Annotated in this window: 26 protein-coding genes; 13 read left to right on the top strand and 13 right to left on the bottom strand. The window is 36.4% G+C overall.

The genetic code is table 11. The features are described from left to right. Nucleotides 1-323 precede the first annotated feature (323 nt). Both codB and GWJ05_RS14810 read left to right on the top strand, forming a co-directional pair. Entirely contained in the window at nt 324-1574 is a 1251-nt protein-coding gene (codB, locus tag GWJ05_RS14815) for a cytosine permease (protein ID WP_036936455.1), read from the top strand. Next, nucleotides 1564-2841, top strand: coding sequence for a cytosine deaminase (locus GWJ05_RS14810; protein WP_036936457.1), 1278 nt, complete (start codon nt 1564-1566; stop codon nt 2839-2841). The genes codB and GWJ05_RS14810 overlap by 11 nt, the downstream gene beginning before the upstream one ends. Before the next feature lie 61 nt (nt 2842-2902). Here the strand turns inward: GWJ05_RS14810 and GWJ05_RS14805 are convergent, their stop codons facing one another. The 5 genes from GWJ05_RS14805 to GWJ05_RS14785 form a co-directional block, all read right to left on the bottom strand. Next, complete coding sequence (locus GWJ05_RS14805) at nt 2903-3097, bottom strand: hypothetical protein (protein WP_052038491.1); 195 nt, start codon at nt 3095-3097, stop codon at nt 2903-2905. 306 nt (nt 3098-3403) lie between these two features. After that, nucleotides 3404-3868 carry an HIT family protein gene (locus tag GWJ05_RS14800; RefSeq protein WP_036936459.1) on the bottom strand — a complete coding sequence of 155 codons (465 nt, stop codon included), beginning with the start codon at nt 3866-3868 and terminating at the stop codon, nt 3404-3406. 114 nt (nt 3869-3982) lie between these two features. Next, on the bottom strand, nt 3983-4960 hold the full coding sequence (hemB, locus tag GWJ05_RS14795; RefSeq protein WP_036936461.1) for a porphobilinogen synthase: 978 nt from the start codon (nt 4958-4960) through the stop codon (nt 3983-3985). A gap of 325 nt (nt 4961-5285) precedes the next feature. Continuing rightward, complete coding sequence (locus GWJ05_RS14790; protein ID WP_036936463.1) at nt 5286-5648, bottom strand: hypothetical protein; 363 nt, start codon at nt 5646-5648, stop codon at nt 5286-5288. Nucleotides 5649-6361: 713 nt separating this feature from the next. Next, nucleotides 6362-6583 (bottom strand): DUF2594 family protein, encoded by a 222-nt coding sequence (locus GWJ05_RS14785; RefSeq protein ID WP_036936466.1) that lies wholly within the window; start codon nt 6581-6583, stop codon nt 6362-6364. A gap of 262 nt (nt 6584-6845) precedes the next feature. Between GWJ05_RS14785 and GWJ05_RS14780 the strand changes: the two genes are divergently transcribed. The 7 genes from GWJ05_RS14780 to GWJ05_RS14750 all read left to right on the top strand — a co-directional run bounded on the left by GWJ05_RS14780 (nt 6846) and on the right by GWJ05_RS14750 (nt 11571). After that, a complete protein-coding gene (locus tag GWJ05_RS14780; protein WP_036936468.1) occupies nt 6846-7730 on the top strand; it encodes an NAD(P)H-hydrate dehydratase in 885 nt (294 codons plus the stop codon). A gap of 142 nt (nt 7731-7872) precedes the next feature. Beyond that, on the top strand, nt 7873-8301 hold the full coding sequence (locus GWJ05_RS14775; protein WP_036912874.1) for a universal stress protein: 429 nt from the start codon (nt 7873-7875) through the stop codon (nt 8299-8301). Between the two features lie 111 nt (nt 8302-8412). Next, complete coding sequence (locus GWJ05_RS14770; protein WP_036936471.1) at nt 8413-8751, top strand: hypothetical protein; 339 nt, start codon at nt 8413-8415, stop codon at nt 8749-8751. 65 nt (nt 8752-8816) lie between these two features. Next, the gene (locus GWJ05_RS14765) at nt 8817-9254 is read left to right on the top strand and encodes a universal stress protein (protein WP_036936473.1); all 438 of its coding nucleotides are present in this window, start codon (nt 8817-8819) and stop codon (nt 9252-9254) included. A gap of 244 nt (nt 9255-9498) precedes the next feature. Continuing rightward, on the top strand, nt 9499-9912 hold the full coding sequence (locus tag GWJ05_RS14760; protein ID WP_087802587.1) for a hypothetical protein: 414 nt from the start codon (nt 9499-9501) through the stop codon (nt 9910-9912). A gap of 391 nt (nt 9913-10303) precedes the next feature. Continuing rightward, the gene (locus GWJ05_RS14755; protein ID WP_036936476.1) at nt 10304-11107 is read left to right on the top strand and encodes a threonine/serine ThrE exporter family protein; all 804 of its coding nucleotides are present in this window, start codon (nt 10304-10306) and stop codon (nt 11105-11107) included. Next, nucleotides 11098-11571, top strand: coding sequence for a threonine/serine exporter (locus tag GWJ05_RS14750; RefSeq protein WP_082239461.1), 474 nt, complete (start codon nt 11098-11100; stop codon nt 11569-11571). The genes GWJ05_RS14755 and GWJ05_RS14750 overlap by 10 nt, the downstream gene beginning before the upstream one ends. Nucleotides 11572-11575: 4 nt before the next feature. Here the strand turns inward: GWJ05_RS14750 and GWJ05_RS14745 are convergent, their stop codons facing one another. Further along, entirely contained in the window at nt 11576-11758 is a 183-nt protein-coding gene (locus tag GWJ05_RS14745; RefSeq protein WP_036912881.1) for a hypothetical protein, read from the bottom strand. Nucleotides 11759-12011: 253 nt separating this feature from the next. On the opposite strand from GWJ05_RS14745, the gene GWJ05_RS14740 reads away from it, so the two are divergent. Then, nucleotides 12012-12995, top strand: a complete 984-nt coding sequence (locus GWJ05_RS14740) for an endonuclease (RefSeq protein ID WP_115370917.1) — start codon at nt 12012-12014, stop codon at nt 12993-12995. A gap of 14 nt (nt 12996-13009) precedes the next feature. Here GWJ05_RS14740 and GWJ05_RS14735 read toward each other — a convergent pair whose 3' ends face one another. Further along, nucleotides 13010-13453, bottom strand: a complete 444-nt coding sequence (locus GWJ05_RS14735) for a methyltransferase family protein (protein ID WP_036936483.1) — start codon at nt 13451-13453, stop codon at nt 13010-13012. A 342-nt stretch (nt 13454-13795) separates the two neighbouring features. Here GWJ05_RS14735 and phoH point away from each other — a divergent pair, with 342 nt between their 5' ends. Further along, complete coding sequence (gene phoH, locus GWJ05_RS14730; RefSeq protein WP_036936486.1) at nt 13796-14581, top strand: phosphate starvation-inducible protein PhoH; 786 nt, start codon at nt 13796-13798, stop codon at nt 14579-14581. Nucleotides 14582-14682: 101 nt separating this feature from the next. On the opposite strand, the gene GWJ05_RS14725 is transcribed toward phoH, so the two are convergent. The 5 genes from GWJ05_RS14725 to GWJ05_RS14705 form a co-directional block, all read right to left on the bottom strand. Further along, a complete protein-coding gene (locus GWJ05_RS14725; protein ID WP_036936488.1) occupies nt 14683-15528 on the bottom strand; it encodes a siderophore-interacting protein in 846 nt (281 codons plus the stop codon). 409 nt (nt 15529-15937) lie between these two features. Further along, nucleotides 15938-16321, bottom strand: a complete 384-nt coding sequence (locus tag GWJ05_RS14720; protein WP_036936491.1) for a DUF805 domain-containing protein — start codon at nt 16319-16321, stop codon at nt 15938-15940. A gap of 516 nt (nt 16322-16837) precedes the next feature. Continuing rightward, entirely contained in the window at nt 16838-16999 is a 162-nt protein-coding gene (locus tag GWJ05_RS14715) for a DUF2474 domain-containing protein (RefSeq protein ID WP_072024205.1), read from the bottom strand. Continuing rightward, nucleotides 16980-17987: a cytochrome d ubiquinol oxidase subunit II gene (cydB, locus tag GWJ05_RS14710; protein WP_087802295.1), complete on the bottom strand. Its 1008-nt coding sequence runs from the start codon at nt 17985-17987 to the stop codon at nt 16980-16982. The genes GWJ05_RS14715 and cydB overlap by 20 nt, the downstream gene beginning before the upstream one ends. Beyond that, a complete protein-coding gene (locus GWJ05_RS14705; protein WP_161681469.1) occupies nt 17977-19311 on the bottom strand; it encodes a cytochrome ubiquinol oxidase subunit I in 1335 nt (444 codons plus the stop codon). Before GWJ05_RS14705 ends, cydB begins: the two co-directional genes overlap by 11 nt. Before the next feature lie 130 nt (nt 19312-19441). Here GWJ05_RS14705 and GWJ05_RS14700 point away from each other — a divergent pair, with 130 nt between their 5' ends. Continuing rightward, on the top strand, nt 19442-20857 hold the full coding sequence (locus GWJ05_RS14700; protein ID WP_087802299.1) for an aminotransferase-like domain-containing protein: 1416 nt from the start codon (nt 19442-19444) through the stop codon (nt 20855-20857). Nucleotides 20858-20972: 115 nt separating this feature from the next. After that, on the top strand, nt 20973-21542 hold the full coding sequence (locus GWJ05_RS14695; protein WP_036936503.1) for a HutD/Ves family protein: 570 nt from the start codon (nt 20973-20975) through the stop codon (nt 21540-21542). A gap of 57 nt (nt 21543-21599) precedes the next feature. On the opposite strand, the gene GWJ05_RS14690 is transcribed toward GWJ05_RS14695, so the two are convergent. After that, nucleotides 21600-22211, bottom strand: coding sequence for a LysE family translocator (locus tag GWJ05_RS14690; RefSeq protein WP_036936506.1), 612 nt, complete (start codon nt 22209-22211; stop codon nt 21600-21602). Nucleotides 22212-22317 lie beyond the last annotated feature (106 nt).

Raw genomic sequence — 22317 nt, 5'->3', positions numbered from 1 at the left:
TCTTTTATATTTTTATCACTGTCTTTTTTCTATAACTATAAATATTGTTTATGTAAGTGATGCGTGTATAGGTGAAAAATGTTATTAATTTCTATCATAAATATTTCTAAATAAAATTACTTTATAAGACATGTTCAAAATAACGAGATAAATTCAAGTAAGACAACGATTTTTCTCCTATATTTGTGATGAAAGTCAACTCTCCTTAAATGAAGCATTCCATTAATTATAATAAACAGACGACGAAAACGTTTGCATAATATTTTTATGTAGATAGAATTCGTCAGATTTTTTTGGCCTGGTGAAATTAATAGGGGGTTAAAGTGTCTCAGGACAACAATTATAGTCAGGGCCCTGTGCCCATATCCGCAAGAAAGGGTGGATTAGCGTTAACCTTTGTGATGTTGGGATTAACGTTTTTTTCAGCCAGTATGTGGACTGGCGGCGCTCTTGGTACTGGTCTCTCCTTTAATGATTTCTTCCTCGCAGTTCTAATTGGTAATCTTCTTCTTGGTATCTACACCGCATTTCTTGGTTTTATTGGTTCAAAAACGGGTCTCACTACACATCTCCTCGCGCGTTACTCTTTCGGTATTAAAGGTTCTTGGCTTCCCTCATTTTTACTCGGTGGTACTCAGGTGGGTTGGTTTGGTGTGGGGGTGGCAATGTTCGCCATTCCGGTAGGAAAAGCCACAGGTATTGATATTAATCTCCTTATCGCCATTTCCGGCATCTTAATGACCATCACTGTATTCTTCGGTATTTCTGCGCTCACTGTTCTCTCTATCATTGCTGTTCCCGCTATAGCCATCCTCGGAAGTTACTCTGTTTATCTTGCGATACATGATTTGGGGGGGCTTTCGACATTGATGGCAGTAAAACCTGCCCAACCATTAGATTTTAATTTAGCACTAGCGATGGTTGTGGGATCCTTTATTAGTGCGGGTACATTAACTGCTGATTTCGTGCGGTTTGGACGCAATCCTAAAGTTGCGGTGGTTGTCGCCATTATTGCCTTCTTCTTAGGAAATACCTTGATGTTTGTCTTTGGTGCTGCGGGCGCGGCTTCACTGGGAATGGCTGATATTTCTGATGTTATGATTGCACAAGGATTATTGCTTCCTGCAATCGTGGTGCTGGGGTTAAATATCTGGACAACGAATGACAATGCGCTATATGCATCAGGATTAGGTTTTGCCAATATCACCGGTTTATCAAGTAAAAAGCTTTCAGTGATAAACGGTATTATCGGTACGTTGTGTGCATTATGGCTTTATAATAATTTTGTCGGTTGGTTAACCTTTTTGTCTGCTGCAATTCCACCTGTAGGTGGCGTTATTATTGCAGATTATCTGATGAATAAGGCACGCTATAACACCTTTCATGTTGCTACAATGCAATCGGTTAACTGGGTAGCGCTACTTGCTGTCGCTATCGGAATTGTTGCAGGACATTGGTTACCGGGTATTGTACCTGTTAATGCTGTATTAGGTGGAGCAATAAGTTACGCTGTGTTAAATCCAATATTAAATCGTCGTACAGCGCGACAAGCGGAGATAAGTCATGCTGGGTAAAAATATCGAACAAATTAATCATGCTCGTCTTGCTGGAAAAGACGGTTTGTGGCGCATTACGCTAAAAAATAACAAAATTAAAGCAATAGAACCACAACCTGAAAATAATTTTCATCCTGAAGCATTAGATGCACAGAGTGGCTTAGTTCACGCTCCTTTTGTTGAACCTCATATTCATTTAGATACAACTCAAACCGCAGGGCAACCGAATTGGAATCAATCGGGAACATTATTTGAAGGTATTGAGCGTTGGGCTGAAAGAAAAGCACTGTTAACTCATGATGATGTTAAACAACGTGCATGGCAAACACTTCAATGGCAAATTGCTAATGGTATTCAGCATGTTAGAACCCATGTGGATGTTTCTGATGCTTCACTCACTGCATTAAAAGCCATGTTAGAAGTGAAAGAAGAAATTAAACCTTGGGTTGATTTACAAATCGTTGCTTTCCCTCAAGAAGGTATTTTGTCTTACCCTAATGGCGAAGCTTTATTAGAAGAAGCATTAAAATTAGGCGCAGATGTTGTTGGCGCTATTCCTCATTTTGAATTTACACGTGAATATGGTGTTGAATCACTCCATAAAACCTTTGCGTTAGCACAAAAATATGATCGTTTAATTGATGTTCATTGTGATGAAATTGATGATGAACAATCACGTTTTGTTGAAACTGTTGCGGCGTTAGCTCATAAAGAAAATATGGGTTCACGAGTGACAGCAAGTCATACAACCGCTATGCATTCTTATAATGGGGCTTATACTTCACGTTTATTCCGATTGCTAAGAATGTCAGGTATTAACTTTGTGGCAAATCCTCTGGTGAATATTCACTTGCAAGGCCGTTTTGATACCTATCCAAAACGTCGAGGTATTACTCGCGTAAAAGAGATGTTAGAAAGTCATATCAACGTCTGTTTTGGCCATGATGATGTTTTTGATCCTTGGTATCCATTAGGTACGGCAAATATGCTCCAAGTCTTGCATATGGGGTTACATGTTTGCCAATTAATGGGTTATGGTCAAATTGATAATGGATTACAGTTAATTAGCCACAACAGTGCTAAAACATTGGCTTTAACGGATTATGGTGTTGAAGTAGGAAACAGTGCAAACTTTATTATTCTGCCAGCAGATAATGGATTTGATGCTTTACGTCGCCAAGTGCCAGTACGTTATTCAATTCGCCAAGGTAAAGTCATTGCACAAACAGAGCCTGCAAAAACAGAAATTATGTTAGATAAGCCAACTCGAATTACTTACAAATAATTATTAATTTATATTAATAATGGATCAGTAAATAATAACTGATCCATTATCTCCGAATTTTCTATCGCCAAATATAATCCCAAAAGGCAAAAATAATCACAGGGGTAGCAATCACATCTGCCACAAGAGTGATCGGGGTAATGATAATATTGTCAGCTAAATTACCAGGTTTAAATGAGTCGCTCTTTTCATAAGTATACAGTTCGACTTTATATTTTTCGTTTAATATTCCTTTCAATGTTTCAGGCATTTCCATAACGGCTTTCTGAAATACATATCCTTTAATAGGTATTGCTTTAAATCCTAAATCTTTTATTACTTCTTAAACATTTAAATCGATTATCTGCACATTTCCCTGCAATCATGCGCTATAAAAAAGCCCATGTATTGGGAATACCTGATAATTATCGCTTTAACGCTCCGGCATTAATTGAACTTCTCGAACAGAAAGTTCAGCCTTATTTGTTGATGGAAGCAAGGGTTTTAATTAAGTAACTGATTTTCATTGATAAAATGCTCAGCTTGAAAGATAAGGCTGAGCGTTTTTTTATATTTGTTGTCTTTATTGATTGTTTTTTCTGATCAAAGCCGCTAATTGTGCAAGCTCTTCATCACTTGCACGTTCAAAATCGTGAGATGAAAGATAACCAGGATATTTATCAAAGAAAATCTTCTGCTTATTTTCAATGGGCGTCCATTTCGTCATATCACCTGTGCCATGCATTGGGCTAAGTTTACTATGAACATGATCAACACCAAATCCTTCAAAAAACATTCCTGAACGAGAAACATCGGGAAATGTTTTATCTAAGATCTTAGCGACTTTTTTGGTCGCAATAACGAGTAAGGCTAAAGCTTCGTCACTTAAGTCAAACGCATAACTTGGATAGTGTTTTTTAGGAATAACAACAGTAAAGCCTTTGGTATTAGGAAATATAGAGAGGAAAGCGAGATGGTGATCATCTTCCCAAATTTTATGGCAAGGTGCTTTTCCCGCAACAATTTGACAGAAAATACAGTTATCCATAGTAGTAGCCCCATAATAAGATTACTCGTCATACTTCAAGTTGTAGCATTGTTGGGCGGTATTCATCGCAATTACCGCCTATCTGTAACTTGAATTATTCAGAGCATAAGATGGTTAAAGTAGGTTTCTTTCAGCTAAATCAAGTGCAAAGTAAGACAGAATTAAATCCGCACCCGCACGTTTAATTGAACCTAAAGTTTCCATTACCACCCGATCTTCATCAATCGCACCTGCTAATGCCGCAAATTTAATTTGTGCATATTCACCGCTGATTTGATAAGCCGCTAAAGGTAATAACGTACGTTCACGCACATCGCGAATAATATCTAAATAAGCACCTGCGGGTTTTACCATCAGCATATCAGCGCCTTCTTGCTCATCAATTAATGATTCACGAATTGCTTCACGGCGATTCATTGGATTCATTTGATAGGTTTTGCGATCACCAATTAAGCGTGATCCTGCCGCATCACGGAAAGGACCATATAATGCAGAAGCGAATTTAGTAGAGTAAGAAACAATACCTGTGTCGCTAAATCCCGCTTTATCAAGTGCGACACGAATGGCCGCAACTTGTCCGTCCATGGCGGCTGATGGTGCAATAAAATCAGCACCAGCTTGTGCGGCTGCAACAGCTTGAAGCCCTAAATTATAGATAGTTTCATCATTATCAACATGTTCTCCATGTAAAACACCACAGTGACCATGTGATGTATATTCACAAAAACAGGTATCAGACATCACAATCATTTCTGGTACGGCATCTTTACAAATACGAGACATACGAGAAACTAAGCCATCACTTTTCCAAGCATCACTCCCAGTTTCATCAAGGTGATGAGATACCCCAAAAGTCATAACAGTTTTAATGCCTGCTTTTGCTATACGTTCAATTTCATAAGCTAGACGCTTTTCAGGAATACGAACAACACCCGGCATACTTTTAATAGGTTGATAATCATCAAGCCCTTCTTCTACAAATATAGGTAGAGCAAGGTCATTCTTAGTTAGTGTTGTTTCTTGAAAGAGTGCGCGCAGGTTTTCTGACTGGCGTAGTCTTCTTAATCGCTGGATGGATTGTTCGTTGCTCACAATATCTCCTTTTTATGGCCAGTGCTAATAAGTATTTACTAAAGTATTATAAACCTTAATATCTATAGATAATAGATACGCTATAGTTGCTAACTTATCTGTTCGTCATGATATTGTTTATATACTTCAAGTCGCAGTGTTGTTGACTACGTTTACTCGCACTTGTCGTATGCTCCTAGCGACTTATTCACTTGTCACCTAGCCGTCTGCAAATTATTTAGAATATAAAAAATAGAAGAATAAGTGATGGGAGAGGGAAAAGAAAAAAGAGCAGGATAATCTCTACTCTTTATATTGATTGTTATTCATGTTGCTGATGAAATAATTATTTTTTCTGCTCTTCTAACGCGGAGGTCAATTGAATTTTACAAGCGGCAACAATTTGAGTTAGGCCTTCTTGAAATTCTGCTCGAGAGCCAATTTCAGCTTTTGCGTCACGTAAAGAATTAACAACTTCGATAGTACCTTCAGTAAATTGTGCTTCAGTCGCTTCTAATTTTGCAAAATCAAATTTCTTTGCATTTAAAGAGGCTACTGCATCTTTAGCAATTTTCTCTGCTGGCTCTTTTGTATCATAAGCTTTAATTGAGATATCTTTAAAGGTATCACAGTAATCATCAGCCATTTTTGTTGGGTTAGCAAAAGCAACAGCGGGCAATAATAGCAGAGATAAGAGAAGTGGTTTCATTTTAGCCTCATGTTTATTTTTTAGTACATACTTATTAAGTGTAACATATAAACAGGGAGGACGATAAATCAGAATAAGTGTAAAAATATAAAATGTTAAATTTTTTAATCCGGAAGAATCTAAATTTATTGCTATAATTGTGTTTAAGGACAATAAGCTAGCCGTTCATTTATTAATTAGTTTTTATATTTGGTAATAAATAAAATAACGTAATTGTAGTGATATTAGGATTTATCTTTATTTTGGTTAATGAAAAATAGTAGTTTAAATGTAAAAAAGAGTAAAGTCATAATTTATTAACATTAAGAACAATGTCATTCACTGCATCTTATTGCTTGATTTATAATCAATGTGGTTAGGTTGGTTAGGTTGGTTAGGTTGGTTAGGTTTTTGATCTTATTCCTTGATTTAAATAACATTAAAAATATTTAACAAAAAAATGTTATTCATATAATTAGCTAAAAATAACGAAAAAACAAAATCATTATCATTTATAAAATATGAAAACATTTTTAATAAGAGAAATAATAAGAAAGATGATGCGAAAAAATCCCCTCTATAAAGGTAGAGGGGTAGCTAAATGAATAAAGAATGGTTTATTTCGAGACTGAGTATATAGGAATTTAAAACTAATTTTTGTTTATTTGTGCAGCACAAAAAGTTCAGAAAATAGAATAAAAATATGTACTAGTACCCAATCCAAAATAAATCAATTATTGGCGATAAACAGTTTTAATTTGGCTAATAGTATTACGGAATGTTTCTGCTTGTTTTTCGTCATCAACTTCTGCAATAGCGCGCTCAATATTCAAAATAATACGTCCAGCATCAGCTTGGCCTAATGCTTTTAACATATAAGTGACAAGCGTTTTTAAACAAGCCACTTCTTCTGCCAATGTTTCAACATCTGCTTGTGTTTTAAATTTTTCGTTCATTATCTACTTCCTTTGTCTTTAATTGGCTCATAATATTAAATTAGGCTGATAGAATAGCAAAGTCTTGACGAGGGATGAATAGTATAGCTTCAAGCATTTTATAAGATTGAGCCTGTTAGTGTGGCAATTAAGTAAAATAATACGCTCTCTCATTGATTTACTAAAATCGCGCTATACTTTGCATCTCAATCGAGAACGAGGCGCAGTAAATTTATTGTGATTAATAATAAGAAAAAAGCAGGAAATGGTGAAGGAGCATAAGATGAAAAAAGAGCAACTATTACATGCAATAACACATTATCCAGTGCTTTATCAGCGTAAAACAGGAAATACACATAAAGGCACGTTTGGAACAATCGGTATTATTGGGAGCGCTGAAGGAATGAGTGGTGCCATCGTACTCGCGGGTAAAAGCGCATTAAAAGCGGGGTGTGGAAAAGTTTTCCTTGGTTTTGCGCAATCACAATTGCCTCTTCCTTTTATTGATAGTGCGCCAGAACTCATGCTAAAAACAGCGTCTGCGTTAGTTGATAGGCAAGATATTTCTGCTTGGGCGATTGGTTGCGGGTTGGGATTGTCAGCAAATTCTGAAAATATTTTATTAAATATATTAGCCCAACGTGATGAAAACCAACCTTATGTTTTTGATGCTGATGCGCTAGTGTTGATGGCAAAATTAAAATCACAAATCTCACTTAATCAACATTGTGTATTAACACCCCACCCTAAAGAGGCTGCTATCTTGCTTGATTGTACGCTGAGTGATATTCAAAATAACCGAGTACAAGCAGCTAAAGAAGTCGCAAAACTTTACCATTGTTGGGCAATTATCAAAGGACAAAATACGGTTATTACTTCCCCTAAAGGTGAAATAACAATCAATACTACGGGTAATAGTGGATTATCCACAGCAGGAAGTGGTGATGTATTAACTGGTATAATGGGCAGCTTTTTAGCACAAGGAATGGCAATGTCCGATGCGGTTAAAAGTGCAGTTTGGATACACGGTATTGCTGCTGATATTTTAGTTGAAAAAGGCATTGGACCGATAGGATTAACGGCTTCAGAGTTGATTAATACTGTCCGTGATGTGCGTAATCAAATATGGAGGCTAACACAGCAACATAATGCCGATTATTTTGAATAAGATCTTTTGTTTTTTCGTATAACGTATTAATAATTAAAGTAGGTTTATATTAAGATTAGATTGTTTTTAGTTAATTCACTCACAGTAATCTTTGGGTTATTGCGGTAGGATTAAGGCAAATGGAGTGTTGAGAGGGGTTATTATGTATAAAACGATTTTAGTACCTATTGATATTGTAGAAGAAGAGTTAACCAGTAAAGCGGTACGACATGCGGTATATTTAGCAAAAGAAACAGGGGCTAATTTACATTTAATTCATGTTCTTCCTATCTCTTCGGCAATCATTAATGCTTATTCACTGGGTTATCCAGAGATTAAAGATAAAGCGACAGTGAAAGCAGAAAATGATATGCAAATGTTGGTAGATTCGGTGGATTTACCTGCTGAAAAGGTCGCTTATACGGTTACTTTTGGTTCACCTCGTGATGAAATTTTAGTTACAGCAAAAGATATTCAAGCCGACTTAATTGTTATTGGCTCACGTAGACCTAATATCAGTACCCATTTATTAGGTTCAACAGCTGCGGGCGTAGTTCGTTACGCGGAAATTTCAGTGTTAGTTGTTCGTTAATATATTCATTAATATGCTGTGAGTATTCCTCATGGCATATTCTTTTGCGTAGTATATCTTATTTATTTAATAAGCCATTTATTGAGTAAACACTCTATAGAGTGAATAATAATGGAAAAATTTACCCAAGAACTTTTAAGTCTCGATCATTTTATTCTACGCATCTTACGCTATTATGTAATAGGCTCTATTTTCTTTTTCTTAGGATTATTACCTGGTGTATTAGGTTTTTATTTGATTGAAGGACATACTTTTATGGAATCCTCATTAAATGCAATATCCATGTTAAGTGGTCAACCAGTAGAGCCTGCACCTGCAACCCCAACAGGGCGCTTTTTTATTGCAATTTATGGTTTGTTTCTTCAGTGTGTTTTTATTTTATCAATTGGGCTTGTTGTCACACCTTTTATTCACCGACAATTGCATAAATGGCATCTTGAGGAAGATTAAATAAGCAAGCTATGGGGTTAACGCTACAATAAAAACAGACAATAATCTGATAATGAGGAGTTACTATGTACAAAACAATTCTAGTACCTGTTGATATTTCAGAAGATGAGTTAACGACGAAAGCCTTACAACACGCTGTTTATATTGCCAAACTAGAAGGTGCAAAGTTGCATCTTTTTCATGCAATTCCTGATATTTCACGCTTTTCTATTAGCTATAGTTATCACTATGATATGTTGAGCTCTTTTGCTAACAAAGCACTTGAACGTGTACAAGAACAACTGCAAGAATTAGCTAATGGTATTGATCTACCTAATGAACAAGTAGAGTATTCAGCCGTATTTGGCTCTGCAAGAGATAAAGTTTTAGAGTTAGCTGAAAAAATTAATGCTGATTTGATTGTGATTGGTTCACGTCGTCCAAGTATTTCAACGCACTTATTAGGTTCAAATGCATCAGGTATCGTTGCTTATGCTAAGCAATCTGTTTTAGTTGTTCGCTAATATTTTTCATAAAGTAAAAAATAGCAAAAGCCTCTAACTTATTTAGGGGCTTTTTTACTTTAGTTTATAAAAAATTATTTATCATTTTGGATATACATTTTCACCTCAATACTAGATAAAAAATATAGATAGGGCGCAGTTGTTCATTAATGCGGTTTTTATTTAAACATAAAGGAACTCATTGATTGAGAATGATAGTCATTCTAAAGTGAGGACTGTTGTTTTTAAATTAGAGACAAATATTATGTTGAATAACCCAAATTTTATTGTCATGGATGTTGAAAAATTTCCTATTGTAACCATGAAAATATTTCCAGAAACGTTGGAAGATGCCAATAACTGGATTGCTGAAATGAATGTTGTATTAAACGAAGAACAAAAATTTGTATTAGTTTATCCATCTATTAATAAAAAAGAGAAAGAGCATAAAAAAGAAGATATGGAAGGAATGAAAGCGGTAAGGCGTTGGCTAAAAGAGGGTAAGGCCCTGCTTAGTGAATATTGTGCGGGTATGATAATGACAGCCAACCCTCAAAAAGAGGATAAAGAGCAATTGATGCCATTATCATCTGTTATTTCTGCCGTTTATGGTGTTCCCGTATTTGTTGCAGAAACGCTGGATGCATCTTATGTTAAAGCAAATGAGTTAGTTGAATAATTAAATTTTATTATAAAATGACGTAATAGATTACTTTAGGTGCTAATTTTTTTGGTACCTTTATTATTTTATATGTACGTCATTCTTAAATTTTCAGCGTTGTTGACGGCGTCTATTTGCTCGAGTTATATACTATTGTATGCTCTTAGATACTCATTCATTTGTTGCTTAACGGTGTCTTAAATTATTTAAAGTACATATTATGTAACGGTTTTTCTAAAAAGACACATTTCCCTAATAAGCTTATGAGTAAACAAACATTGATCTATCTACAGCCTTAAATATTTTATTTGTTCATAATAGTCTTGAAAGATAATAAAGCGAAAAATAGGCGATGTTGATAAACTTTATATTAGCAATGGCTCGTTTTTGATTAAAACTAAGGCATGGTATGGACAATGAGATAATGGCTGAATGTTCGGCCATTTCAGAAGATAAACAGCGTGAAATTACAAAATTATGTATTCAAACAGCTTTGTTGCTATTGCAACATGGTGCTGAAAGTATGCTGGTTGAGCAACTCTCAACTCGTTTAGGTTTGGCGTTAGGTGTGCACCAAGTTGAAAGTGCAATTTCTGCTAATGCAGTGGTATTAACCACCATTGTTAATGGGCATTGCCAAACATCAACACGCAAGATAGTCGATCGTGGCATTAATATGCATGTTGTGACAGAAGTTCAGCATATTGTGATTTTGGTTGAACATCATCTTGCCGATATTCATGAAGCAAGAAAACGCTTTGAGCATATAAAACCATTACGTTATCCACGTTGGGTAATTATTTTTATGGTTGCCTTATCTTGTGGTTGTTTCTCTAAATTAAATGGTGGAAATTGGGATGGTTTTTTAGTCTCTGCTATTGGGGGGGGACTTGGTATGTTTGTACGACAAGCATTGACTCATCGCCAAATGAATCCATTAATTAATTTTTGTATTACCGCTTTTGTTGCCACATCTGTTTCAGGTTTATTATTAAAACTTTCTTACTTTCAAACAACTGCAACTATTTCAATGGCAGCCAGTGTTTTATTACTCGTCCCCGGATTTCCTTTAATTAATGCTGTTGCTGATATGTTTAAAGGCCATGTTAATACAGGATTAGCACGCTGGGCGATGGCCACGATGCTGACATTAGCGACTTGCTTAGGGGTTATTTTAGCGATGGCAGTATGGGAGTTAAGAGATTGGGCATAATAACGATTATTCTTACCCTTATTGAAGATATGATTTTAGCTGCTATTCCAGCAGTCGGCTTTGCAATGGTTTTTAATGTACCTTTGCGAGCCTTAAAATATTGTGCATTATTAGGGGCTATAGGGCATGGCTCACGTACTGTATTGATTATGAGTGGAATGAATATTGAGTGGGCAAGCTTCTGTGCTGCAATTTTAGTCGGTTGTATTGGTATTCAATGGTCACGCTGGTGGCTTGCTCATCCTAAAGTCTTTACTGTTGCGGCGGTTATCCCAATGTTTCCCGGCATTAATGCTTATATCGCGATGATCTCTGTGGTGAAGTTAACACAAATCGGCTATAGCGAGGAGATTTTTGAAGCTTTAGTTACTCATTTCCTTAAAGCTTCATTTATTGTCGGTGCGCTCTCTATCGGGCTATCCTTGCCGGGTTTGTGGCTATATCGCAAGCGTCCGAGTGTCTAATTTTTTACATCGCGTGTTGTAGTGAATTTAACGTAATATCCAGTTCATTTTTATCAGAAATAATAATTTGAATGCGTAATTTATTTTCAGACTCTAAACTTGCATGCGCTTTAACATCTTCGTTATTCGCGTGCTTTTTTGTTATCTCAACTAATTCATCCATCAAATTCAGCATATTCTCATTCATTTTTCAATTTCTCCAAATCAGTGATGGACTAAACCATAGCAAATCCCTTTTGCGTTAATGTCGAGAATAACGGCTTTTTCTATCACCATTCACGCTTATTGTTTTATTTTTTATATAAAAAATAACAAGAAAGATTACCCAAAATAAATTTAAAAAAGGTAATATAAATAAAAATAAAAATAAGATTATCAGTTGATTATTAAAGATAATTCTTATTTGATTTAGTAAAATAAAGCGTAAGGCAGATACCACTTTGAGAAAAATATTACACTATACCGCGGTTGTGTTGGGTTTATTTGTTTTTACATTAAATGTTCAAGCACAAGCTCCAGACAATTTCACAAAAGCAAAAGAGATAGCAAAAGAACGTATTTATTATGATCAAAATCAAAAATCACAAGGAACGATTTATTGTGGCTGTGATTGGGAATGGGTGGGGAAATCAGGTGGTCGTGTCGATTTAGCCAGTTGTGGCTATCAAGTAAGAACACAACAAACAAGAGCAGCACGTATTGAGTGGGAACATATTGTTCCTGCATGGGTGTTTGGGCATCAGCGTCAATGCTGGCAAAATGGAGGAAGAGCTAATTGTGTGAAAAATGATCCTGTATTTGGCAAAATCGAAGCCGATTTACATAATTTAGCACCGTCTATTGGCGAGGTTAATGGTGATCGTAGTAACTTCAGTTTTGGACAATTATCCGCTCAAGCGCCTTACCAATATGGTCAATGTCGTAGCCGTGTTGATTTTGCTTCACGTACCTTTGAACCTCGTAATGAAGTGAAAGGCCAAGTAGCAAGGGTCTATTTCTATTTACATGACCGCTATAATCTCTCAATGTCACGTCAGCAACAACAATTATTAATGGCTTGGGATAAGGCTTATCCGCCAACGGCATGGGAAAAAGAGCGTGATAATCGTATTGCTCGTGTCGTTGGATATCATAATCCTTTTGTGACAGGTGAAGTAAAATGGCAATTAGGGCATAAAAATAGTGGTGCTGGATTATTTGTAACAAATAATGCACCCGTCACTAAAGCCAAAACTGAAACACCTAAACAAGCAAATGCATCATTATCTGAAAGTATTAAGGGTAATATAAATAGCAAAATTTATCATTTTGCCCATTGTTCTGGCTATAAAACCATGTCAGATAAAAATGCCGTTTTCTTTAAAACGGAAAGTGAAGCGATGAAGGCAGGATATCGTTTAGCAAATAATTGCAAACAGCCTTAAGGGCATTATTTAGATTACATCCAACGACGAACGTGGCGACAATATTGTTGCCACGCTTGTGGAAATAACTCACTTAAGATTTTCTCTTCACGTACTATCGTATAGCGATCTGTTATAAAGTAAAACGCAATCGCCGCACCTAAAAATCCCCAATTACCAAAAATAAAAAACAGCCCAATACTGATATCCAAAAAACCGAGATACATAGGATTACGGCTAATTTTATAAGGGCCTTCAGTGACTAATTGCTTTGGTGTGTGATTAGGGTTAGGAGAAGTTTTTTGTTTAATAAAAAATGAAAGGCAATAAAAAAGCCAGATCCCAGAAGTCGTAATAGTGAGTAAACCTAAATAAAAAAAGAACCCCATTTTCAGAGTACCAGAATGAAGTTCAAAACCAATAAATGGAATGAGGTTAAGCAATAACCAATAAATAAAAGGCAATCGTAAGAAATTCATTTACTCCCCCTAAAATAACGTCTATTGTTATTTTTATGTTAAGTCCACTTGTTATAAATGATTTTAGTATTGAAAATATTTTTATTTTGTCATTATACTGTCATAAAGCTTCGATAATTTTCACTCTAACTCCATGATGGGGAATATGAATGACAGAAGCAATGGATAAATCTCGTTACTTACAGAAAACTGGCAACAACCGAGCATTAATGTTCAGGATTGTGGCCGGTTTTTTTGTTTTCTGCGACTAAATAGAGTCTAAAGGGGACTCATGGTAAATGAATAAGTGACCAATAAAAGATGTCGATGACTTTTTGAAGACTAACAAGGGTAAATACCACTATGAGTAGACAAAAAGCAGCAACACGTTTACGCCGAGAAAATAAACGTACTTCACGTAAAGAACAACGTAACGGAGCACATCGAGATAATGTCATGGTTTTACCAGGATTTGGGGAAATTGATACGATTGGAATGGCGAGAGAAAAGCGTGATGAACGCGCGTTATCTCCACGTAATGAAGCTCAATGCCAATACATGAATGCGATTAAACATCAAAATCTTATTTTTGCAACGGGAGAAGCGGGTTGTGGAAAAACCTTTCTCAGTGCCGCATTGGCGGCAGATGCTTTAATTCATAAAGAAATAGAACGTATTATTGTTACTCGACCTGTATTGCAGGCAGATGAAGATCTTGGTTTTTTACCCGGAGATATTGCTGAAAAATTTGCACCATATTTTCGTCCTGTCTACGATGTATTAGTCAAACGTTTAGGCGCATCATTCTTGCAATATTGTTTACGACCGGAAATTGGCAAAGTCGAAATTGCGCCTTTTGCCTACATGCGAGGCCGTACTTTTGAAAATGCATTTGTTATTTTAGATGAAGCGCAGAATGTCACTGTCAATCAAATGAAATTATTTCTAACGAGAATGGGAGAAAATGTCACCGTTGTGGTTAATGGCGATATTACGCAATGTGATTTACCTTCTAATATACCGTCTGGATTAGCGGATGCGCTTATTCGATTTGAAGCCAATAATCGAGTAGGGGTAATTAAATTTATGCAAGAAGATTGTGTACGTTCTACATTATGTCAGCATGTATTGGCTGCTTATAATGATTAAATTGGGTATAAGAATTTTTGTATAAAATAAAAAAGGCTGCATATTATTAAGGAAATGAATATGCAGCCTGTACAGCCAACGTTTAATCTTTCATTGATAGTTTAGCTTACATCTTCGTTATCCATTACATGATGACGTTCAGCGTGATAGCCTTCTTCGTCGTAACCAAAGCGCCAATAAGGGATTGCATAAATTAAGCTACGATCATAGCCGTTATCACGGCGAATATGGCGCCTTAATGCACGAATAATTTTATCTTCACCGGCAATCCAAAACGCAACATCTTCAGCAGGTAATTTCCAGGACATAAATTCATTAATTAAGTTTTGAGTTTGTTCTTCAACTGAGCCAATCAACCAGATTATCTCTAAACCACGAGGACATTTAATTTCTTGGCGATGCGTTTCGTCTTCTACTCGGATAACGACTTTTCCTCGAACATTAGGTTGCATGGTTTCAATTAAAGCCATCAAGGCTGGTAATGAACTTGGATCGGCTGCCATATAATAATGTGAAGCTGGCGCTAATAGAGGGTCTGGCCCTCCCGGATTAGTGATGCCAATAAAGTCACCTGGTTTAGCATTTAGCGCAAAATGAATAGCGGGGCCAGCATCTTCATGAACGGCAAATTCAATATCTAACTCTTTCTGCTCTGGGCGAATGGCTCGAACACTATAAGTGCGGACAATCGACCTTGGTTCACCTTCAGGCCATTTAGGGCCTTTTTCAGAAAAACTGGGTACTGTTGGTTTAGTTTGGCCTTCTAAGGGTAAAAATATTTTCAGATGTGCGCCCGCAGTATCAGCAGGGTAAGTATCTAAATCATCACTGGTAAAGGTAATACAGCGCATTCCAGGAGTGACATCAGTAATGCGTTTTACTTGAACTAAGCGAGGAGGTGCTGGTTTATAAATATTTTTTTCTTGAGGTGTTTTGGAGTTACTCACGTTTTTTTACCTGACTCATTTAATTGTTTTATCAATATAGATATTATCATTTTCAATTAATAATGATAGTCATTATCAACATTAACATTGGTTTAGTAAAGTTAGGTGTATGTTTTACTTATCATTGTGTGATTAGGCTCAAACTACTCATACAGAAAACACTTATTAATTAATGAATAGATAAGGCAATAAATCAAGATTGATAACGTAAGAGAAGAGCTTAAAAAAGCTGTCAATAAAAGTAGAATAACAAAGAAATAATAAAAGTTATTAGATTTAAAGAGAAAACACGTGATTAGAAAAAATCAGGGAGTAATAAAAGGTAACAATGAGAAGAAAATGAATTAATACAGTGAGTAAACTTAAAACTAATGTACTCACTGTATTTTGATATAACGTTAGTAATAGATTAGGCTTTAGGATCTGGGCCAAATCTGTTGTCGCCTTTAGTTCCTTCAAGACACATAAAGACAAAAACGATTAATCCACCAATGGCAGGAATAAAGGCAAGTAAGAACATCCAACCCGATTTATCTTGGTCATGGAAGCGACGAATAGTCACCGCAAGGCTAGGTACGATAATAGCTAAAGAATAAATACCTAAAACAATACCAATAATTGAACCTAAACCACTCATTTCACCTGTATTCATATCTATTGATGAAATTAGAATAGCATATAAGATGGTAATAATAATGGTATTTACTAAGGTAAACATCCAGTATTCTTTTCTACGCGCACGCCCTGAAAAATTAGCGTAATTATTTTTAATAACTTCTAAGTACCAATTCATGACTTCATCCTTAATTTAGTAGCAACAATACGTAAGCCTAGTTTAGGGGATCTTTCTTAGCAATTAAGATAATTCTAAATTATCAAAATATGTTTTTTAAAAAGACATAATGATCTCTTTCCCCATTTAATAGGGCGATAGACTTAATTTTTAAGTTAATCAAATAGGTAACATACAATATACGTCTTTATAAAGTAATACAGACGTGAAGTGCTAAGCGGCGGGTATCATAATTACTTTAGAAATTGAATTCAACAAGTACTCTATTTTATTTCTAGAAAAGATGGTTTTTTATAGGATTGTTAATATGTTTATTTATCGTGATAACAGAATAAAAAAGATTTTATCTCTTACTATTAATCAAAAATGATGTGTTTATAGTTATTTTATCAATATGTTTGATTTAAGTTTAGTTAATTATAGGAAAATAAAAAAAGGGCTAAATAATTATTAGCCCATTGTGTTTATTGCTGGCCGTTGTACGACACTATTTTTATATTACTGTGTACTTTTTCTTTACTTCACTTTCATTCCTGCAAGTGTCATTAAGAAACGAAAAAGAGAAGACACCGCAAATAAAGCTAAAACGCTACAAAACCAAATTGTAATTAACCATCCCCACTTTTTTAATAATGAGGGGTTACTTTGTATTTGTGGATCAGTGATAGCCTTCTTCATAATTGGTTTTTCCTCTGAAAACGTAATAACTCCAGAATGTATAAACGAGAATAATTGGGATAATAAACAGTGCGCCAACTAACATAAATCCTTGGCTTTCTGGTGGGGCGGAAGCTTCCACAAAACTAATGGCAGGTGGAATAATATTAGGCCAAATGCTGATACCTAATCCGGCAAAACCTAAGAAAATTAAAGCTAGCGCACCAAAGAAAGGAAGATAGTGCCCTTGTTTTTTTATTGAACGTAAAATCAACCATGTGCTGTATAGCACTAAAAGTGGAACAGGTAAAAAGAAGAACAAGTTAGGTAGCTTGAACCAACGCTCCGCAATAGCAGGTTGTGCTAGTGGTGTCCATGCACTAACCATAGCAATTACAATAAGCATCACTAGCGTCAGCGGTTTAGCGACTTTATATAGACTTTGCTGTAAGTGGCCTTCAGTTTTCATAATTAACCAACCACACCCTAATAAAGAATAGGCGATAACTAAACCCAAACCACAAAAGAGTGCAAAAGGTGACAGCCAATCAAAATAATTACCTACAAAGGTACGATTAACAACAGGTAAACCTTGAACAACGCTACCAACGACAATACCCTGCATGAAGGTGGCTAAGATTGATCCAAAAATAAAGGATTTATCCCAAAAGCCTTTGTGGTTATCATCGGCTTTAAAACGAAATTCAAAGGCGACACCCCGAAATATCAACGCAACAAGCATTAGGGTTAAAGGCATTGCTAATGCATCAAGAATAACGGCATAAGCGAGCGGAAATGCACCAAATAATGCGGCACCCCCTAAGACTAACCATGTTTCGTTACCATCCCATACAGGAGCAACCGTATTCATCATTAAGTCACGATCTTGATTGCTTTTAATAAATGGGTAGAGCATACCGATACCGAGATCGAAACCGTCCATTACAATGTACATTAATGTACTAAATACGATGATGACGAACCAAATAACGGGCAGATCAATTCCCATGATTAACCTCCGAAGTACCTTTGCGGATCAGTCTTAACATATAGGCATATCCGATACCGAACACAGAGCCATAAACAACAAAGAAGATCAGCAGGCTTATGCTCATATGCATTTCGCCATGTGCAGAGACGGCATCTCGAGTTCGTTGTATGCCATAGACTACCCAAGGCTGGCGTCCAACTTCAGTAGTAAACCATCCTGCAAGGATAGCGATAAGACCTGATGGCGCCATTAAAAAAGTTAACCGTAAGAACGTTTTAGATTCATAAAGTTTTTTCTTATAACGTAACCATGTTCCCCAAACACCAACTAAAATCATTAACATGCCAAGGCCAACCATAATGCGGAATGACCAGAATACAATGAGTGAATTAGGTCTATCTTCTTTAGGGAATTCTTTGAGTGCAGGAACCTGCTTTTCTAAACTGTGGGTTAAGATCATGCTACCAAGATAAGGAATTTCTATCTTATATTTTGTCTCTTCATCATCCATATCTGGCATACCGAAAAGGATCAATGGTGTGGCTTCACCCGGTTTGTTTTCCCAATGACCTTCAATTGCTGCAATTTTTGCTGGTTGATGTTTTAAGGTATTTAAACCATGAACATCACCAATGAGTGCTTGAATTGGGGCTAGAATTAAAATCATCCACAAAGACATTGAAAGCATCTTTTTCATTGCTGATGTTTTATGGCCTTTAAGGAGATGCCATGCAGCAGAAGCTGCAATAAAGAAAGCGGAAGCTAAGAACGCAGCTACACCCATATGTGCGAGACGATAAGGGAAAGAGGGATTAAAAATAACCGCAATCCAGTCTACTGGCACGACTTGATTATTAATGATTTCAAATCCTTGTGGTGTTTGCATCCAGCTATTTGATGCCAAAATCCAAAACGTTGACATCAATGTGCCTAATGCAACCATGCAGGTTGCAAAAAAGTGAAGTTTTTCACCCACTTTATTCCAACCAAACAGCATTACACCTAAGAATCCAGCTTCTAAGAAGAAGGCTGTAAGTACTTCATAAGTCAGCAAAGGGCCAGTAATCGAGCCCGCAAAGTCAGAAAAAAAGCTCCAATTGGTTCCAAATTGATAGGCCATTACCAAACCAGAGACAACTCCCATGGCAAAGTTAACAGCGAATATTTTTGACCAAAAATGGAATAACGCTAAATAATCCTTATTGCGAGTTTTTAACCATAAACCTTCCAAAACGGCTAAAAAACTAGCCAGTCCGATAGTAATTGCAGGGAAGATAATATGAAAAGAAACTGTAAACGCAAATTGGATACGCGCCAAATCAAAGGCACTTAACCCAAGCATAAAAACCTCGTTTTATTGATATATAAATTGCAGGTAAATCGTGTGGATTAGTAGACCATATGACAGTAAACTATAATAGTGACAATAAGTTTAAAAATGACTATAACAGTTTTGAGGTGAACAGTTTTATATGACTCGATATGAACAGCTTGCAGCGCAAATACGCCAACAAATTGAAGATAATATTTGGCAATCTGGTGACCGTTTACCGTCATTGCGAGATACAGTGAAACAGTCTGGTTTAAGTTTAATGACGGTTTTACAATCGTATCAGTTATTAGAAAGTCAAGGATGGATAACGGCGCGACCACAATCTGGTTATTATGTTGCACATCGCAATACACGCTTTGGTCAAGTGACTGCCAGTAAAGGGCTACACATGAGTGAAAATGTTGAAATCAGTGCATCTATTTTTAATGTACTTCAAGCGTGTAAAGATCCTGAGATTATTCCTTTTGGGTCTGCTTTCCCTGATCCTAGCTTATTTATTCAGCCTAAGTTAAGTAGTGCGTTAGCGTCTGCTGCGAGACATCTTGCACCTCAAAGTTCAGTAATAAATTTGCCTCCAGGAAATGAAAAGTTACGCCGTAACATTGCACAACGCTATGCGTTACAAGGAATTCATGTCTCTCCAGATGATATTGTGATTACAGCGGGTGCAATGGAATCACTGAGTTTTAGTTTGCAAGCTGTTACCGAACCTGGCGATTGGGTGGTGATTGAATCACCTGCGTTTTATGGTGCATTACAAGCAATTGAACGTTTACGCTTAAAAGCGCTTGCAATTAGAACCGATCCTGTCACTGGAATTTGTTTAGATGAACTCGAAAAAGTGGTTGAGCAATATGATATTAAAGCCTGCTGGTTGATGAGTCATTGTCAAAATCCATTAGGTGGAACAATGCCAGATGAAAATAAAATAAGGCTGGTGGATATTTTAGCGAAGAAGCAGATAACGCTCATCGAAGATGATGTGTATGGCGAGCTCTATAACAGTCAGAAAGCGCCGATGCCTGTAAAAGGATTTGATAAAACGAATAGCGTATTACATTGTGCTTCTTTTTCTAAATGCTTGGCGCCAGGATTTCGTGTGGGTTGGGTTGCGGCAGGTAAACACGCAACAAAAATACAGCAATTACAAATGATGAGTACGGTTTCTGCGAGTATGCCGACACAGCAAGCCATTGCAGATTATTTATCACAAGGTGGTTACGACACACATCTTCGCCGATTAAGATTATTATTAGAACAAAGGCGCTATCGTATGTTGCAAGCTATACAGATGCATTTACCTGAGGATGTAAAAGTGAATATTCCAACTGGAGGGTATTTTCTTTGGTTAGAATTTGAATCAACATTTGATGCGAATAAGCTTTATCACTTTGCATTGGAAAGGGGAGTCAGTATTGCACCCGGATCTATGTTTTCCACCAGCTCGCAATTTAACCATGCATTTCGTTTAAATTCTTCTTTTCAGTGGAATAGCCGAATAGAAAAAGGAATAGAAATTATCGGTGAAGGATGCAGAAAATTACGACGTAAATAGCGGACGTTAGCGCACATTTTTAAAAGTTAGATATTGATTTATGAACGGTAATCTCCAATGATTAATTCTTAACCTCATTATCAGACTGACTAGCCAGATATTGCAGGAGGACACAATGAAGCTACGTTGTTTTGATCAACAAGAGTTACCGTTTATTCCATGGAGCAATCAAAAAGGCACAACCCAAGAAATTGTGTGTTGGCCAGTGAATAATGATTTTTCATGGCGAGCGTGTTTAACATCTATCGAAGATAATGGCTCATTAGGGCAGTTTCCTGATATTGAACGGCAAATGGTGCTATTAGAAGGTAATGGACTTAATCTAAATAGCACCGGATTTTTGAATCACTCCGTCACTGATCCTTATCAGCCTTATGATTTTTCAGGTGATATTCATGTTAAATCGGAGCTGATTAAAGGTGGTGTAAAGTGTTTAAATATTATGGTACGTCGAACATGCTGGAAAGCAGAAACGACATTAGTGACACAACCACTTATATTACCAAGTTCTCATGCCGGGCTTATTTATGTAACACAAGGTGAATGGAGTTTAACTGGTGCGACTTGCCAGCATTTATCAAAAGGGCAAGGTGCATGGTGGTTACCTGATATTCGTGAAGGTGAAATAAGACCGTTAACCGCAAATTGTCAATTATTATGGGCAGATATTCGACCACTAAAATAAAGGTATTTTTTGTGGTCAAATACTGACTGAAATAATAAATGATGCTTAGGATTATGATTAATTAAAAGCCAGATTAACGGCGGCAAAAGCAAGTAATCCACCGGCAATACCATCGTTATAACGACGACGTTTATCACTTAAACCGCCTTTTACACCAATATAAGCAAAGAAGCTACCGAGAAGGCCATAAATAATTAAGCAAGTCGTGATAAATATCCCAGATAACAGCAATGATTGTGTTGCGACATCATTATGATTATCAATAAAGTTTGGTAAAATAGCGAGATAAACTAATAAGCCTTTAGGATTAAGGAAACTGGTTAAAAAACCTTTACGAAATAGAGACGAGGTTTTAGTCGTATCAAGGACTAACGTTCCTTTTTTGCAAGCTGAAATTAACATTTTAAGAGCGAGATAACTGATATAAGTAACGCCAACCCATTTAAGTAAATGAAATAAAATGGGTGATGTAGAAACTAAGGCGGCAAGGCCTAAAGCACTTAGCAACGCATGAGTTAAGTAACCTGAAATGACGCCTGAATTAGCAATCCATGCTGATTTCATTCCTCCTGATAACCCTTGAGATGAGATAAACAGAATATCGGGTCCAGGTGTACAGATCAGCGGTAAAACAGTCAGTGCGAATAATAATAAAGTGTTAAATTCCATCTTTTCACCTGATAGAGATAGATTAATAGAAACATCGTTTTTGCTGTGAAATTTAGCTGAAAGATTATATGATGTTTTCGAAAAAATCGGGTTGCTTTGTTGCTAA

It is taken from the genome of Proteus sp. G2626, assembly GCF_009915985.1.
Taxonomy (GTDB): domain Bacteria; phylum Pseudomonadota; class Gammaproteobacteria; order Enterobacterales; family Enterobacteriaceae; genus Proteus; species Proteus vulgaris.
This window is presented reverse-complemented; position numbering and strand designations above follow the sequence as displayed.

Bases quoted from the DNA above. Each gene is read 5' to 3' on its own strand.
- GWJ05_RS14810 (WP_036936457.1), top strand. From the start codon at position 1,564: ATGCTGGGTAAAAATATCGAACAAATTAATCATGCTCGTCTTGCTGGA.
- GWJ05_RS14805 (WP_052038491.1), bottom strand. From the start codon at position 3,097: ATGGAAATGCCTGAAACATTGAAAGGAATATTAAACGAAAAATATAAA.
- GWJ05_RS14800 (WP_036936459.1), bottom strand. From the start codon at position 3,868: ATGGATAACTGTATTTTCTGTCAAATTGTTGCGGGAAAAGCACCTTGC.
- GWJ05_RS14790 (WP_036936463.1), bottom strand. From the start codon at position 5,648: ATGAAACCACTTCTCTTATCTCTGCTATTATTGCCCGCTGTTGCTTTT.
- GWJ05_RS14785 (WP_036936466.1), bottom strand. From the start codon at position 6,583: ATGAACGAAAAATTTAAAACACAAGCAGATGTTGAAACATTGGCAGAA.
- GWJ05_RS14780 (WP_036936468.1), top strand. From the start codon at position 6,846: ATGAAAAAAGAGCAACTATTACATGCAATAACACATTATCCAGTGCTT.
- GWJ05_RS14775 (WP_036912874.1), top strand. From the start codon at position 7,873: ATGTATAAAACGATTTTAGTACCTATTGATATTGTAGAAGAAGAGTTA.
- GWJ05_RS14770 (WP_036936471.1), top strand. From the start codon at position 8,413: ATGGAAAAATTTACCCAAGAACTTTTAAGTCTCGATCATTTTATTCTA.
- GWJ05_RS14765 (WP_036936473.1), top strand. From the start codon at position 8,817: ATGTACAAAACAATTCTAGTACCTGTTGATATTTCAGAAGATGAGTTA.
- GWJ05_RS14760 (WP_087802587.1), top strand. From the start codon at position 9,499: ATGTTGAATAACCCAAATTTTATTGTCATGGATGTTGAAAAATTTCCT.
- GWJ05_RS14755 (WP_036936476.1), top strand. From the start codon at position 10,304: ATGGACAATGAGATAATGGCTGAATGTTCGGCCATTTCAGAAGATAAA.
- GWJ05_RS14745 (WP_036912881.1), bottom strand. From the start codon at position 11,758: ATGAATGAGAATATGCTGAATTTGATGGATGAATTAGTTGAGATAACA.
- GWJ05_RS14735 (WP_036936483.1), bottom strand. From the start codon at position 13,453: ATGAATTTCTTACGATTGCCTTTTATTTATTGGTTATTGCTTAACCTC.
- phoH (WP_036936486.1), top strand. From the start codon at position 13,796: ATGAGTAGACAAAAAGCAGCAACACGTTTACGCCGAGAAAATAAACGT.
- GWJ05_RS14720 (WP_036936491.1), bottom strand. From the start codon at position 16,321: ATGAATTGGTACTTAGAAGTTATTAAAAATAATTACGCTAATTTTTCA.
- GWJ05_RS14715 (WP_072024205.1), bottom strand. From the start codon at position 16,999: ATGAAGAAGGCTATCACTGATCCACAAATACAAAGTAACCCCTCATTA.
- cydB (WP_087802295.1), bottom strand. From the start codon at position 17,987: ATGGGAATTGATCTGCCCGTTATTTGGTTCGTCATCATCGTATTTAGT.
- GWJ05_RS14705 (WP_161681469.1), bottom strand. From the start codon at position 19,311: ATGCTTGGGTTAAGTGCCTTTGATTTGGCGCGTATCCAATTTGCGTTT.
- GWJ05_RS14700 (WP_087802299.1), top strand. From the start codon at position 19,442: ATGACTCGATATGAACAGCTTGCAGCGCAAATACGCCAACAAATTGAA.
- GWJ05_RS14695 (WP_036936503.1), top strand. From the start codon at position 20,973: ATGAAGCTACGTTGTTTTGATCAACAAGAGTTACCGTTTATTCCATGG.
- GWJ05_RS14690 (WP_036936506.1), bottom strand. From the start codon at position 22,211: ATGGAATTTAACACTTTATTATTATTCGCACTGACTGTTTTACCGCTG.